This is a genomic window from Williamwhitmania taraxaci, from assembly GCF_900096565.1.
Classification (GTDB): domain Bacteria; phylum Bacteroidota; class Bacteroidia; order Bacteroidales; family Williamwhitmaniaceae; genus Williamwhitmania; species Williamwhitmania taraxaci.
On the sequence record NZ_FMYP01000027.1, the window covers coordinates 1 to 14165 of the forward strand.

15 protein-coding genes and 1 pseudogene are annotated in these 14165 nt (G+C 42.5%); 10 read left to right on the top strand and 6 right to left on the bottom strand.

Translation table 11 applies throughout. From position 1 onward, the window contains the following. Positions 1-292, top strand: a pseudogene (locus BLS65_RS18610) (hypothetical protein); the annotation flags it as partial. Between the two features lie 70 nt (positions 293-362). On the opposite strand, the gene BLS65_RS08495 reads toward BLS65_RS18610, so the two are convergent. Continuing rightward, on the bottom strand, positions 363-2123 hold the full coding sequence (locus tag BLS65_RS08495; protein WP_092437934.1) for a DUF262 domain-containing protein: 1761 nt from the start codon (positions 2121-2123) through the stop codon (positions 363-365). 166 nt (positions 2124-2289) lie between these two features. Next, complete coding sequence (locus BLS65_RS08500) at positions 2290-2424, bottom strand: tyrosine-type recombinase/integrase (RefSeq protein ID WP_092437937.1); 135 nt, start codon at positions 2422-2424, stop codon at positions 2290-2292. Positions 2425-2499: 75 nt separating this feature from the next. Between BLS65_RS08500 and BLS65_RS08505 the strand changes: the two genes are divergently transcribed. Next, the gene (locus BLS65_RS08505) at positions 2500-2745 is read left to right on the top strand and encodes a chromate transporter (RefSeq protein WP_212590518.1); all 246 of its coding nucleotides are present in this window, start codon (positions 2500-2502) and stop codon (positions 2743-2745) included. Positions 2746-2867: 122 nt separating this feature from the next. Here the strand turns inward: BLS65_RS08505 and BLS65_RS18225 are convergent, their stop codons facing one another. Further along, on the bottom strand, positions 2868-3020 hold the full coding sequence (locus BLS65_RS18225) for a hypothetical protein (RefSeq protein WP_170830045.1): 153 nt from the start codon (positions 3018-3020) through the stop codon (positions 2868-2870). 339 nt (positions 3021-3359) lie between these two features. Continuing rightward, positions 3360-4787 (bottom strand): MATE family efflux transporter, encoded by a 1428-nt coding sequence (locus BLS65_RS08515; RefSeq protein ID WP_244500680.1) that lies wholly within the window; start codon positions 4785-4787, stop codon positions 3360-3362. Between the two features lie 338 nt (positions 4788-5125). Here BLS65_RS08515 and BLS65_RS08525 point away from each other — a divergent pair, with 338 nt between their 5' ends. Together BLS65_RS08525 and BLS65_RS08530 are read left to right on the top strand one after the other, a co-directional pair. Beyond that, a complete protein-coding gene (locus BLS65_RS08525; protein ID WP_092437943.1) occupies positions 5126-6301 on the top strand; it encodes a hypothetical protein in 1176 nt (391 codons plus the stop codon). 82 nt (positions 6302-6383) lie between these two features. Beyond that, positions 6384-6686 carry a hypothetical protein gene (locus BLS65_RS08530; RefSeq protein ID WP_092437945.1) on the top strand — a complete coding sequence of 101 codons (303 nt, stop codon included), beginning with the start codon at positions 6384-6386 and terminating at the stop codon, positions 6684-6686. 238 nt (positions 6687-6924) lie between these two features. Here BLS65_RS08530 and BLS65_RS08535 read toward each other — a convergent pair whose 3' ends face one another. Then, entirely contained in the window at positions 6925-7125 is a 201-nt protein-coding gene (locus tag BLS65_RS08535; protein WP_092437947.1) for a YwbE family protein, read from the bottom strand. A gap of 355 nt (positions 7126-7480) precedes the next feature. Between BLS65_RS08535 and BLS65_RS08545 the strand changes: the two genes are divergently transcribed. The 6 genes from BLS65_RS08545 to BLS65_RS08570 all read left to right on the top strand — a co-directional run bounded on the left by BLS65_RS08545 (position 7481) and on the right by BLS65_RS08570 (position 13826). Continuing rightward, positions 7481-8845 (top strand): aspartate kinase, encoded by a 1365-nt coding sequence (locus tag BLS65_RS08545; protein ID WP_092437951.1) that lies wholly within the window; start codon positions 7481-7483, stop codon positions 8843-8845. Between the two features lie 17 nt (positions 8846-8862). Further along, positions 8863-10044, top strand: a complete 1182-nt coding sequence (gene lysA, locus BLS65_RS08550; RefSeq protein WP_092437953.1) for a diaminopimelate decarboxylase — start codon at positions 8863-8865, stop codon at positions 10042-10044. A gap of 249 nt (positions 10045-10293) precedes the next feature. Then, complete coding sequence (locus BLS65_RS08555; RefSeq protein WP_125869816.1) at positions 10294-10632, top strand: hypothetical protein; 339 nt, start codon at positions 10294-10296, stop codon at positions 10630-10632. A 113-nt stretch (positions 10633-10745) separates the two neighbouring features. After that, positions 10746-11105 carry a 7(1) septoil knot domain-containing protein gene (locus tag BLS65_RS08560; protein WP_092437957.1) on the top strand — a complete coding sequence of 120 codons (360 nt, stop codon included), beginning with the start codon at positions 10746-10748 and terminating at the stop codon, positions 11103-11105. Between the two features lie 183 nt (positions 11106-11288). Beyond that, complete coding sequence (gene ggt / locus BLS65_RS08565) at positions 11289-12977, top strand: gamma-glutamyltransferase (RefSeq protein WP_092437960.1); 1689 nt, start codon at positions 11289-11291, stop codon at positions 12975-12977. A gap of 186 nt (positions 12978-13163) precedes the next feature. Continuing rightward, entirely contained in the window at positions 13164-13826 is a 663-nt protein-coding gene (locus tag BLS65_RS08570) for an FAD-binding oxidoreductase (RefSeq protein WP_092437962.1), read from the top strand. A 21-nt stretch (positions 13827-13847) separates the two neighbouring features. Here the strand turns inward: BLS65_RS08570 and BLS65_RS08575 are convergent, their stop codons facing one another. Then, positions 13848-14126 carry a hypothetical protein gene (locus tag BLS65_RS08575; protein WP_092437964.1) on the bottom strand — a complete coding sequence of 93 codons (279 nt, stop codon included), beginning with the start codon at positions 14124-14126 and terminating at the stop codon, positions 13848-13850. Between the last annotated feature and the right edge of the window lie 39 nt (positions 14127-14165).

Consider the following 14165-nt stretch of genomic DNA (forward strand, 5'->3'; position numbering starts at 1 on the left):
CGATGGCTGGCTGCGCAACCGCCTGCGGTACTGCATTTGGCACCACTGGAAGAAACCTGAACGGAAGCGGAAAAACCTAATTCGGCTGGGAATTGACCATGATCACGCCTATGCGTGGAGTAGAACGCGAATGGGAGGCTGGGCAGTTGCCCAAAGCCCCATTTTGGGAACCACGATTACCCTTGATCGCTTAGGCAAAAGGGGGTATGAGGCTATGCTTACACATTACGAGAAAATTGCGCCACATCTTAATGAACCGCTGTATACGAGACCCGTACGTACAGTGGTGTGAGAGGTTCTCCCCGTCGGCTTAGCTGGCGGGGCAACCTACTCGATTAGCAGCTGGGCTTTTGTCTGTCGACTTATTCATTTACTGATTCAATTTCTTCGTCAACTGTCACAATCGTTTCAGGGCTTTCTTCAGCTCTGTCGCTCCACCAACGTTCAGAACAATAGTCTGCAAGAACTTTTGTCCGTGCTTTTAAATCAACTTTATTAAATCCTTTACTTGTGTCAATTGATGAACCCAATTTTTTTGTCATAGAAAATAAACTTTTTCCGTAACCTTCAATTTTGTCAATGGTGTTTTTATTTTGAACACTTGAATTTAGTCCTTTTTCTAAGACAGTTAAGTTTCCGATATTATGCTCATAGTCTATGAAATCTTCTTTATTGTCAAAGCCCAAAGCACTTGGTTCAAAGGTTGGAGTTTGAGAAAGTATATGCTCTATGTTTGGTGACTTACTTACTAATTCTTTCATTTCCTTAATGTCAAATTCTTTGCTATTAAGATGTTCGCAGTAAGTAATGAATATATGGTTTAATGCACGATTGCCATAAATTCCTCTGGACAAGTTTGATTGAAATTCCTCCTTCGGCATCCATCTGTTATTAAACCATACAAGTGAATTTTCAATGTCGTCTGCCTTTTTATTGTCAATGTCAAAAACAAGTCTTGATATATCTGCTTTAGGGTCTGTTCCTCTTGTTTTGTAAACTCTAACTTCAATAAGTTCAACCAAATCAAAGAAGTTAAATTTCTCTCTTCCTTTTACTGAAAGTCCTTGGTCAAGCAATTTAAGTTTTTCTAATTTTATTATTAATGGGTAAAGTGTAGCTGACAAGTTAAGGACAACGAATAGCTTAAAGTATTTCGGTTCTGTCTTAGCACGTTCAATTACGTTATTGCAGTTTTGAAAAAACTCTTTTAAACTTGTAATATAAGAATTGATAAAATTTTCAATTTCAGTATAATTACCATCAGTTCTATGTTTTGTTAATTGGTTTTTTAAATATTGAAGAACATAGTTTGCTGTTGGGTCGTAATTTTCATTACTGTATGTTACAAAATGGTATCGCATCAAATTGTCCTCATTGAAATCTCTGTTTTTAATTAGGTTAATTCCTAACTCTTCGCCAAGATGCTTTATGTCGTCATAAATTTCAAAAATGTCACTGAAATGGTCATTGATAGTATTGTCAAGTGTCTTGTCTAAGTAGCGATTTGAAAAATAGATTAAAAGGCTTTTTGCTTTCTCCATATTTGAAAGCGGTTTTCCTCTGTCGTTAACTGTTTGGAAAATCCTAATTGCATCGCCTTCTGAATTCTCGACAAACTCCATAACCTCAAGTTTTTCTACTGATTTTAAAAACTTCAATTTGTCGTCTATTTGGTCAACCTTAAAGTTTATTTCTTCAATTGCGTCTTTCAAAAATCTTTGACTTTTATTTTGAGGTTCGCCAACTTTCCCTTCAAGTAAATCAATGAAAAATTGTCGGTCTCTGTTTAATGGTGTTATTCTATATCTGTTATCTTCCTTTAAATAAAAACGTTCGTAATAAGCTGCGTCCTTATCAGATAGTTTCTTGATTAAGGCACTAATTATTAAAGTTGTCGTGGTAGTTCTTTGTTGTCCGTCAACCACATAAAGTTTTTCATCATCGTCTTCGGATTTTGATAAAACTATTGTCCCGATGTAATGATTGGAGTTAGATTCTATTGATTCTATAATGTCGTCAAAAAGGTCTCTAATATTTTGAACTTCCCACGCATATCCTCGTTGGTATTTTGGGATTTCAAAAAAACGTCCGTTGAAAAAGTCTTTAATTTTAATACTTGCCATTTTATTTTATTTTAGTGTTATGTTATTAATGTCGTGTTGTCGGTTGTGTGTCGTGGTAAGCCTTGCTGCTAACTCGTTTATATGTGTGATAAAATCACACAATACATGCCCTATTGGTATGTATTGTGTGAAAAACCTACACAATATACAAATATAAAAATCTTTATCACAAGTCATCAAAAGGTGAGCGAATTTTTTTCAGGCCTATTGTGCTTACATGCGTGTATATTTCCGTGGTTTTGCTGCTCTTGTGCCCTAGCAACTCCTGTATATAACGCAAGTGGGTGTCTGCCGCCAGCAAATGGGTGGTGGGTAAGCGAAATCAACAATTAAACCTATTCTGCGTTAATCGGTATGTGTAATAATTTGTGCGTTAATGAGCAGGCGAAACCTAAAGGAGGTTGCACAGCTATTTTTAAAGCTAGGCGTTATTGGCTTCGGCGGACCGGCCGCCCACGTGGCTATGATGCGCGAGGAGGTGGTGAGCAAGCGGAAATGGTTGGATGAGCAGCATTTCCTCGATTTAGTTGGTGCCACCAACCTAATTCCCGGCCCCAATAGCACGGAAATGGCAATGCATATAGGGCACGAGCGAGGTGGGTGGAGAGGGGAGTTTCTTTAATACGATTTTTGTCTCTAGGTCAAACTTTAAAGGGAGTTCAGTCAAAACCCACTTCTTGCATTTCATTATGTAAAGTATTTACGTATTTCTTTACAAGTATACATTCTTTTGTAAAGGAAATGTTACTTGCTTACAGCACGAATATCGGGGCTACCGCATTTGGGGCAAGTCTCTACCACATCGGAACCCATGCAGGTTTCTACGGTATCGGTTTCGAGCAGGTGGGCGGCTCCCTCCCATCCGCAGCTGCGGCATTTGTATACGACTTCGTTCATACAGGTTCCGATATTGTTTGGGTTGCTAAGATAGGGAAGAATTTAGGGAATAGAATGATGGCTAATGGATGTATTCTGTCCACAGCGTTACTATTCAACCACGCCGTGGTAGTAGCAAGAGTGTTACCAACAACCCCACATTTCATGTGGGGCTATTCGTATTTAATCCCTCTGGGATAATAACTGCTATGGGATAGTATTGTAGGGTATACGTTAAGTGTTTATTCAAAAAAAACGCCCGAAGAACGAATCCCTCGGGCATTTTCACCTAACACCTAACACTAAACCTAATAAAAAACACTAAACCTAAAAAACTATCTAAACCTAAATTACAATTCGCTATTCGATGGTTCCTTCAATATCCGACTGCCGCATACGGTTTGGAAGGAACTGAAAAAACAATTTTTGTGGTAGGGTGAGCTTCTGGCGTTCGATGGGTAGCCTCAACAAAAAGAAGGCAAACCAAACAAACAGCACAACACCCTTTATCATGCTGGAGGCGCTGATGCTCCACCACGCGCCAGCCAAACCAATGGTAGCCGTAAGCGCAATGGCAGCAGGAACTCGAAGCCCGGTAAACACAATACCCACAATGGATGGCGGCATTGTTTTGCCGGTTCCATTGAACGCGCCGGCAGTAATAATTTCGAGTATCATAAAGAGCTGAGAAGCTCCAAGTATTTGCAGATAGATACCCCCTTCGCGCATAGCTTCGGGTTCGGGGATAAACCAGCCGAAGATGGTTTCGCCAAAGAATACAAAAGCTACGGTAGTGAATACACCAAAGATCATGGTGATGCCAAGGGTGGTGTAGTAAGCCTGACGGATTCGACCAAATTGATTTGCACCATAGTTTTGGCCAATAAAGCTGGCCAGTGCAGTGGCAAAACCACTTGCAGTCATCCATGAGATGGCTTCGATTTGCGCTCCCACGCTTTGCACGGCAACGGCTAAATCGCCAAATTGGGTAACGATGCGGGCAATGTTCATTGCAAAGATGGCAAACAACCCACTCTGAAGGGTAACGGGCAATCCTACCTTAAACACCTGCTTTGTTACATCTTTTAACAGTGCAAACTTCTTAAATATGAAAGGGAATGGCGATTTTGTATCGGATAGGTTGATGACAAAGATGAGCGTTACAATGGCCTGCGATATAACGGTGGCAATGGCGGCTCCGGCTACTTCCAACCGAGGAAACGGTCCCATACCATATATAAGGACAGGATCGAGTAGGATATTTACTGCCAATCCAATTGCATTCGCGTAGAAGGGTATTCTTGATTTACCCGTTCCATTGTATATTCCGGAAAAGGTGGAGTTGAGGAAGGTAAAGAGCATTCCCATTGCAATAATCTGCAGATACGAAATACCCTTGGCCACAACAGCCGCATCCTTAAACCCAAAGAATCCTATCAGTTGCTTGCTAAATACAAGAAGTAAAACACCGTAAATAATGGATACAACTATTGCGATAACCATTGCATGGGAAGCAAAGAATGATGCTCGTTGATTATCCTTTGCTCCAAGGCTTTGAGAGATACCAACTTCGGCACCTACTTTTGTGGTATAGACTAAGGAGTTTCCCAACCACAAAAAGAATCCTGCTGCTCCAACCGCTGCTGCGGCTTGACTACCAACGTGACCAATCCAGATCATGTCGGTCATATTATAAGCCATTTGAATGAAGGCCGTTCCCATAATGGGTAGGGCGAGCATTACAATTTGGCGAACAATGCCACCTGTGGTAAAATCTTTTGCAGTCACTATTCTTTTTCTATTTATAACGAAGCCGTCTGATAAAAAGGCTAGAGCATTGGATGTAAAAGCGTTTTGCTCGCGTACTTCACTAATAATTGGGGGTGCAAAAGTAAATATTAATTATTATTTCAATGCATATACTACAATTTTTTTTCAACAAAAGCATATTGGCATTACGGTTCAGTCTGTTACAAAAAAGTGAAAGGTGAAAGGTAATAGTTGGGCTATACGTCTGTGGTAAATTAACACAGGCATCATTGTCATGATTTCCTATCCAACTATGTTGCCTATTTGTTGATGTTGCAGAAAAAGCGTAATCTTTGTGTTTAAATAGAGATTAAATCATGAGCGCGAAGAGCATCAATCGAATAGTTGGGTTTCTTTTTTTGTCCATCAATGGACTCTTTCTTATAAAGTACGCCGAAGGGGTAACCCCTATTAACTCCTATATGATAGGAATGGCCTATATGCTCATTTCTGGAATACTCCTAGCCTTTCTCGGTAAGGTTTTGCCTCGTCTCCCCTATTCCGCTCGAATGGGAAAGGTATTACTGGGAGGTGTGCTTATGGTCTTTATCGGTTTGGGATTATTTCTACTACATAAGATAGATCCCTACCAAGTAAAGGTTGATCGCTGGTCGGCAATCCACAACTTTCTGGCGCTAATGTTCGATGGAAAGTTCCCCTACGATGCCGTTACACATTGTGGTCAGTATGCCTCGCCCTTTCCAGTCTGGATTGCACTCCATATACCCGCCTATTTTCTGGGGGATGTGGGCTACTCCCAAATCTTCTTTTTTGTGGGCACTGTGATTGCAATTGGTACGCTAACCAAGAATGTTAAAATCGCGCTGCTGTTCTGCCTGCTGATGATGGCGTCGCCTGCCTTTTGGTATGAGTTAGCCGTTCGCAGCGATTTCATGAGCAATATGATGCTGGCCCTTATATTAATTCTTTTCCTTCACTATAAAGAGATTAATCTGACAAATGCACCCTACACGGTTGCAGTTCTGGTTGGGCTTATCTTTTCTACTCGGCTTTTGATAGCAATTCCGCTGATCGTATTTCTCTTTTCCGATGCGTGGCAGCTTCGAAACGATATGAAAAGAATATTTACCATTTCGATGCTGGCACTTGGCGTTTTTGGGTTATCCTTCCTACCCTTTATTCTTTGGGATTTTCAACATCTGGCCTTTCTCAAGCATAACCCATTTATTCTCCAAACCAACAAGATGGACCTATGGCTGGTAATCTTAGGCTTAACCCTAGCGATGGTGGCCTCCCTTTATGCGAAGAGGTTACTCAGCGTTTTTACAGGGATTGCCCTTTCGCTTGGAGTAATGATGCTCGTATACTTAGTTGAAAACTCGCTGGAGGATAGCTGGAACTTTGCAGTATTTGGCAACGGAATTGATTTGGCATATATAGCCAGTGCGCTCCCATTTGCTGCATTTGCTTTGGCAATGAAGGCTGCAAGCAATACGGAAAAAGGAAAACAGAAGAATTGGGCTAAGTTCTAATATAAACAGTAAAACAAGTTTGATTCGCGGACAAAAAGATTGATCGCCGCTACGCGGCATTTCTCCTTTTTCTTTTCCCTTGATGGAAAAGAAACAAAAGATCAAGCCTTGCCTGCTCGCCGACCCTTTACGGCCTTGCGAGCTAAAACGGCGGAGCTCGCTGCGCTCGAACAGCCACCGTTTTTACGCTCCCTTCGACCTAAGGGGCCCCGGCTGCGCAGGCTATGGCAATCCGGCTGCAACATGCAAGGCATTTTACATAAATCCACCCCTAGGGTTTAGAAGTGATGGAGTTGCTTTCCTTCAGGAAGTTCATTTGGCTGCCCTTAATTTGTATAAAAAAGGAAAATACTTTAGAATAATGGTGCGCAGCGCTGGCCTATGAACCATCAATTATGAATAAACCGAAGTAAAGTGTAAAATGCTGCAATTACTAGAGCTTAGCTAAGAATTGAAATATACTAGCACTGAATTTTCGCCGAATGGCGTTGGCTTATATGCTATAGCATGTCACTACATAGTGCTGCCGAGAATCAATATGCTGGCATGTTGTAGGTGCACTCGGTGGCTCAGTGTTTCATTTATTGTTGTGCCAATTGCTTACACAAAAATTCGTTTAAGCCTTACTCCTCCTCCAGTATCTCCTGAACCCGTCCAACCTCTCCACTTTCGAGGCGCACCTTAATTCCACGCGAATGTGTAGGTGAGCTGGTAAGTATTTTCTCCACTACGCCTTCGGTGAGCTCCCCGCTTCGCTGATCCTTCTTGAGCACGATATTCACCAGTATTCCCGGTTTTATGTTTGATCGTTTCGTTCCGTCCATATTTTTTTTGTGGCAAAACTAATGGCTTTTTATCAATATCCATAAGGAAAAAGCTATTCAAGGAGAATTGGTTACAGAAAAATATATTTTCGAAGATATCTCTACGAATAAAAAAAACACTATTATTGCATTGCAAAAAAAGCAAAAGATGCACCAACTACAGAATAAGCGCACCACAATGCAGGCCATTATGCAAACCAAACGCATGATGACTAAAGCCATGTACATGTGGATGAAACGCGAGAAAAACTGTAGGCACGGTGTATTGAGTTGATGTGACATATTCAAAGCACTATATAGAGTAAGGCCTACAGGAAACTGTAGGCCTTTTTTGTTTTCTTTAATTCGTAACACCATGAGAGTTTTAAAATTCGGAGGAACATCGGTAGGCACAGCGGAGCGCATTCGCACGCTTATTACCCTTATTCCTAGTGACAAGCCTGTGATGGTAGTTCTTTCGGCAATGGCCGGAACCACCAACGCTTTAGTAGAAATTGCCAACATTGCCGCAGGTGGCAAGGGCAGCAAAGCCACAGAACTTGTCAAACGAATGCGTTACAACTACTCGTTGGTGACTCAGGAGCTATATGAATCGGCAGAAACAAGAGTTAAGGCCAATGGATTCACTAAGGGCATATTTACCGAGATAGAGAACATTCTCACCCTGAGCGTTGGGGTAAAGGAGGAGCGGCAGCTGCTTGCCTATGGCGAGATACTTTCGACCAACCTATTTTATCTCTTGCTTCAAGAACAGGGAATTGCATCAACACTGCTGAATGCCGTTGATTTTATGCGCATTGATAAGGATGGTGAGCCAATTATGCACCGCATTGCCGAGAAGTTAAATTGGGAAATTCAAGCTTCGGCAAGCCAAGGAATCTTCATTACACAAGGATTTATTTGCCGTAATGCCGATGGCGAGATAGACAACCTGAATCGCGGTGGAAGCGATTACACTGCCGCCATTATTGGGAACGCTATTGATGCCCAAGAGGTGCAAATATGGACCGATATAGATGGGTTTCATAACAACGACCCTCGGTTTGTATCGAACACCCGACCTATCCGCCAGCTATCGTTCGACGAGGCTGCTGAGCTGGCATACTTTGGCGCAAAGATTCTTCACCCTGCCACCATTCATCCATGTCGAATTAAGAACATTCCTGTTTTACTGAAAAACACCTTAGAGCCATCCAACCCCGGCACGTTAATAAACGCGACCTATTCGGCTGTAAATATTAAGGCAGTAGCAGCAAAGGATGCCATTACCGCCATAAAGATTCGCTCATCCAGAATGCTAATGGCGCACGGTTTTCTCAAGAAAGTGTTCGATATCTTCGACACCTATAAAACTCCGGTAGATATGATTACTACTTCCGAAGTAGCTGTTTCGCTCACTATCGACAATGCCGAAAGGCTTGCTGATATTGTAAGAGAGCTGGAAAAGTTCTCTACAGTGGAGGCCGATATGAACCAAACTATCATTTGTATTGTGGGCGATTTTGTGGCCGAAAAGCCAGGTGTTGCAGTTCAAATCTTTAATGCCTTACGCGATATTCCCCTTAGAATGATTTCCTACGGAGGAAGCAGCCACAACATTTCGTTGCTGGTTAGGCAAGAAGAGAAAATTGCTACGCTTCAAGCTATTCAACTGGCGCTTAATGTAACCCAACCACAACCTTCGGAAAGTGTGGAAGGCTATGAATTACAATGTAACTAAAGCTAATCCTGTTCAAAATGATTTCATCGAAATATATTTCACTGCTGCATGAGAACCAAACACCGTTCTACTTCTACAATATGGAGTTGCTGCAAACCACGTTAGCGGCCGTAAAGCATGCAGCCGATAGCAGAAACTATGTGATACACTACGCTGTGAAAGCCAACGCAAACGAGCGCATTCTAAAAACCATTGCAAGCTATGGCTTCGGAGCCGATTGCGTGAGCGGCAATGAAGTAAAAGCAGCTCTTTCGGCGGGGTTTAGCCCGCGCGATATCGTATTTGCGGGAGTTGGCAAGAGTGACCAGGAGATTGATTATGCCTTACGTAAGAACATTTTTTGCTTTCACTGCGAATCGGTGCAAGAGCTGGAGGTTATCAATCGTATTGCAGGTATTCAGGGAAAGCGCGCATTGGTTGCCTTGAGGATAAACCCAGACGTTTCGGCGAATACACACGCTCATATCACCACCGGAACGCGGGGCAATAAGTTTGGACTCTCTCCTACCGAGCTAGACCAAGCCCTAGGACTGATTCCCAGCCTCAACAACTTGCGGTTAATTGGCTTTCACTTTCATATTGGGTCACAAATTACCAATATGGAGGTGTTTGAACAGCTGGCGCACCGCATTAACGAACTACAAGCGCAGTTCTTTGCAAATATCCCAATGCCTTACCTCAACGTAGGCGGAGGACTTGGAGTAAACTACACCAACCCCGAAGAGCAGCCAATACCAAACTTTGAGGAGTATTTCTCGACCTTTCATAGTAACTTAAAGTTACCTATGGGGCAACGCGTTCACTTTGAGTTGGGGCGGTCAGTTGTAGCCCAGTGCGGATGTCTTGTTACCAAGGTGCTTTACGTGAAAGGTGATGAATTGAAGAAGTTTGTTGTTGTGGATGCAGGGATGAACGATTTAATTCGGCCAGCGCTATACAATGCGGTGCACAAGATTGTAAATATTAGCTCACACTCTACGCCTGAGTATTACGATGTTGTTGGCCCCATATGCGAAACAACCGATTGCTTTGCACACGACATTCAGCTGCCCGAAACCGTAAGAGGTGATTTACTCACTATTCTATCGGCGGGAGCTTACGGTGAGGTTATGAGCTCGCGCTACAACTTGCGGGAAAAACCGTTGGCTGTATATTCAACTAGTATCAAAGAAGTTTACAACAAGGTTGGTTTAACGTAGCTATTCTAACAAACACAACCACAGTAGGCAAATGTTGCCAGATACGCTCGCCCAGCCACACTACAACGCTGTGCAGAGCAGAAAGCAACCCGACATGGCTCGGGTTGCTTTTGGTTTAGAGCAGGTAAGCAAAGTAGCATCTGCTCAATTAGCTGAACCTTATCAATAACAATTTTCAAATTACTATATTTGCTTGGAATCAAATTCCTGTTAGCACTAAAAGTTATACGCTTCACTAATTCAAAAACTATGAAATTCCTACATAAATTCGCATCAGTAGCATGGTGGCTACTGCGTTCTTCAATTCTACTCTTTGTTGTGTTACGGTATCTTCAACCACTTAGAGGTATGAATTTCAGCAGTATTTCGTTTTATGTATCACTATTTTTTATTGCCTCAGCACTTCTGATTTTCATTGGAGGATTTTACAAGCAGGGAGGCCTAGCAAGAGCAGGAGCATTTTTGCTATGCTTAGTGGGTGGATACTCAATATTTATGAATATTAACTCCTCGCTCGATTACCTAAGTATATTAATTCTCCTTACATCTATTGGTTTAGTATTTTTGACACGAAAGGATAATGTATAAGGTGTAAGGTGCACCACACAAATAGCAAATATGTTATATATTGTGATTTGAGCTTACAACAAATCGCTCGTTAATCTTTGTTTGCTATTTTAAATCGGTTTTAACAAACGCTCATGGCTCGAATTCTTCTACTCTTAGGACTCCTGCTCTCCCTTGTTCCTTTTACCGGCAAGGCGCAGTTGTTTTTTGAGACAGAGACGGTAGAACAAGCTAAGGTGAAGGTGTTTAACGTAGATACTCCTGAGCAAGCCGATTTACTGGTGTTCTTTGTAAACACAAAGCCTGAAGTAACCAAGATTGGCCTGTGGATGGAGGTTGAAACCGAACCCGAAGCACAGGCCTTAATTATTTTTGTGGACGACGAAAAGCTGGCCGATATCAAGATATGTATTGTTGAAGATATAACACAAGCCGGCTGGCGAAACGAGGCAAAGAAAGGACTATTGAATTTAGATACGCCAAAGCAACCGTAGGATTGTATCTTTAGTATAGAACTTAAAACGCTTTTGAATGCATCAAACAGCATAGTGTTCATGAGCAACTTGGACTACGGCAGGAAGATAACTATGCGTTAAACTATCTTGTAATCAAGTTCAAATAGCATTAAACCCTTTATTGCATACTGGCTCTAACCTTTTATTTACACACTATGCCATATGAAACCCATAAACCTACTAATTACCTTGCTTATGTCAGCATCCATTGCCCATGGTCAGGATCGCATTACTGGGCATAACTTTGCCACCCGATCGGAAATAATTGCCACGCATGGAATGGCTGCAACAAGCCAACCGTTGGCTACTCAAGTTGCCCTAGATATACTAAAGAAAGGTGGTTCGGCCATTGATGCAGCCATTGCTGCCGATGCCATGCTTGGACTTACCGAGCCAACTGGAGCGGGAATTGGCGGAGATATTTTTGCCATAGTGTGGGATGCAAAAACACAAAAACTCTATGGCTTAAACGGTAGCGGGCGCTCACCAAAATCGCTCACGTTGGAGTATTTAAAAAAGAACGGTATTACTCATATTCCTGCACTTGGACCACTTCCAGTTTCGGTTCCCGGATGCGTGGATGGATGGTTTGAGCTACATGCTAAGTTTGGTAAGCTACCAATGGATCAGATACTAGCACCAACCATAAGCTACGCGCGCGAAGGGTTTCCAGTAACCGAAGTAATTGCCTATTACATGCAGCGTTCAGGCAACTCCCTTGGAAAGTTTCCCGGTTTTAAGGAGACCTATATGCCCAACGGAAAGATGCCAGCAAAGGGTGAGGTTTTCAAAAACCCGTTTTTAGCAAATACGCTAGAGAAAATTGCAAAAGGTGGCCGCGATGCATTCTATAAAGGAGACATTGCCCGCGCCATTGAAAAGTATATGAAGGAGAATGGCGGATTTCTTTCATACAACGATTTAGCCACCCACCAATCGGAGTGGGTTGAACCGGTTTCTACCAACTACCGTGGTTACGATGTGTGGGAATTGCCACCCAACGGACAAGGTATTGCCGCGCTTCAAATCCTCAACATTCTTGAGGGATACGATATAAAAGGTATGGGATTTGGGTCGACACAATACCTGCACACGCTTATTGAAGCAAAGAAGATTGCATTTGAAGATCGTGCGAAATTCTATGCCGATCAGGCTTTTGCTGATGTTCCTGTAAAGCAGCTAATATCGAAAGAATATGCGGCAAAACGACGCGCACTACTAAACCCCGAGCGTGCAACCCGCCGCTTAGATGCAGGCGATCCGAGAACCGATAATACTATTTACCTAACGGTAGCCGATTCTGAAGGAAATATGGTTTCGCTTATCCAGAGCAACTACCGCGGTATGGGTTCGGGAATGACTCCAACCGGACTCGGCTTTGTGCTTCAAGATAGAGGCGAAATGTTTACCCTTGAGGAAGGTCATGCCAACTGCTACGCCCCAGGGAAACGTCCATTCCATACCATTATTCCATCGTTTATTACCAAGGATGGAAAGCCTTACGTAAGCTTTGGAGTGATGGGTGGTGCCATGCAGCCACAAGGACATGTGCAAATTGTCGTAAACCTAATCGATTTTGGCATGAACCTGCAAGAGGCGGGCGATGCCCCACGTATACACCACGATGGCTCATCCGAACCCACAGGCGAGAAAATGACCAACGGTGGAGAGGTAAACGTGGAGAGTGGATTTCCATACGAAACAATTCGCGGGCTGATGCAAATGGGACATAAAGTAACATTTGAAGTGGGACCATACGGTGGCTATCAAGCCATAATGTGGGATGCCACTAACAAGGTTTACTTTGGTGCTTCGGAATCGCGAAAAGATGGACAGGCAGCAGGATATTAGATACTTTCTTGTAAAACTTACCACGAGAAACATGAAAGGAGGCTTAGGTCTCCTTTTTTTGTTGTAGCAGAAGTAGAGTTATAAGCTAATTCTGGGAAAATTAACGGCACAAAAATGCCTTGCTGTTGAACAACCATTATTCCTTTGCTGTTTGTGGCTAACAAGATTCACGTTAATCTACATCATATGGAACTGAAGATAGAAACCCAATATTTCACCGTACAATCCATTACAAGCATTACCGATCACACCTTTATTGTTCGTGTTCCTCGAAAAGAGATGGTTTTTAGAGCAGGACAACACATATCGGTAGGTATTAAAGGAGAGAGCAACTATAGGGAGTATTCCATATATAGCGGAGAAAGCGAAAACTATTTGGAATTTCTTGTGAAAGAGATAAAGTCGGGATACTTTACACCTCGGCTCAGAAAAGTAAGGGTTGGCCAACAGCTCGACATAAATGGCCCCTACGGCAAGTTTGGCATTGCAAAAGACAAAGAGACAACACACAAGCACATATTCATAGCTAGCGGAACAGGCATTGCCCCTTTTCGTAGCATGGTAAAGAGCAATCCATCCCTAAACTACCACCTTATACATGGAGTTATTAACGCTTCGGAGGCTTATGCTCGTAACGATTTTGACCCAGAAAGATATACTCTATGCACCTCAAGAGATGGTTCGGGTAGCTATGCAGGTAGAGTAACAAAATATCTAGAAGAAACCGTATTTGAACCCGAAACGCATTTCTACCTTTGTGGGAATAGCAAGATGATTTCGGATGTAGTAAAAATTATAAAGAGCAAAGGATTTCCGCGGTCGAGCATTTCGGCGGAGATATATTTTTGAACCAGAAAATCGAACAGCCTTCTAGAATTTCATAAATCCATGGCTATCGTGGATACGACCGTTTTTGCTGCGCGATGAATTCTGGGCATCGGGACTGGTGATTCGTGCTAAAAACCAGTAGCCAACTACCACCGGAAGAATGCGAAAAAGCGAATCAACAGATGCCTGCGTTACTGGTTCTTTTAGAAAAAGAAAGAACATTGAAAAAAGGACATAACCAACCATAATGGTTACAATGGTCCAGCCTATTACCGAAGTAGGCTTATAAACTATTCCATATCGTGTAAACCAAATAAACATTGTCCTCGAATTAGATGGTAAAGGTAATGTAAAACCAAC

Bases quoted from the DNA above. Each gene is read 5' to 3' on its own strand.
- ggt (WP_092437960.1), top strand. From the start codon at position 11,289: ATGAAACCCATAAACCTACTAATTACCTTGCTTATGTCAGCATCCATT.
- BLS65_RS08545 (WP_092437951.1), top strand. From the start codon at position 7,481: ATGAGAGTTTTAAAATTCGGAGGAACATCGGTAGGCACAGCGGAGCGC.
- BLS65_RS08525 (WP_092437943.1), top strand. From the start codon at position 5,126: ATGAGCGCGAAGAGCATCAATCGAATAGTTGGGTTTCTTTTTTTGTCC.
- BLS65_RS08575 (WP_092437964.1), bottom strand. From the start codon at position 14,126: ATGTTTATTTGGTTTACACGATATGGAATAGTTTATAAGCCTACTTCG.
- BLS65_RS08570 (WP_092437962.1), top strand. From the start codon at position 13,164: ATGGAACTGAAGATAGAAACCCAATATTTCACCGTACAATCCATTACA.
- lysA (WP_092437953.1), top strand. From the start codon at position 8,863: ATGATTTCATCGAAATATATTTCACTGCTGCATGAGAACCAAACACCG.
- BLS65_RS08535 (WP_092437947.1), bottom strand. From the start codon at position 7,125: ATGGACGGAACGAAACGATCAAACATAAAACCGGGAATACTGGTGAAT.
- BLS65_RS18225 (WP_170830045.1), bottom strand. From the start codon at position 3,020: ATGAACGAAGTCGTATACAAATGCCGCAGCTGCGGATGGGAGGGAGCC.
- BLS65_RS08530 (WP_092437945.1), top strand. From the start codon at position 6,384: ATGGAAAAGAAACAAAAGATCAAGCCTTGCCTGCTCGCCGACCCTTTA.
- BLS65_RS08495 (WP_092437934.1), bottom strand. From the start codon at position 2,123: ATGGCAAGTATTAAAATTAAAGACTTTTTCAACGGACGTTTTTTTGAA.
- BLS65_RS08560 (WP_092437957.1), top strand. From the start codon at position 10,746: ATGGCTCGAATTCTTCTACTCTTAGGACTCCTGCTCTCCCTTGTTCCT.
- BLS65_RS08555 (WP_125869816.1), top strand. From the start codon at position 10,294: ATGAAATTCCTACATAAATTCGCATCAGTAGCATGGTGGCTACTGCGT.
- BLS65_RS08505 (WP_212590518.1), top strand. From the start codon at position 2,500: ATGAGCAGGCGAAACCTAAAGGAGGTTGCACAGCTATTTTTAAAGCTA.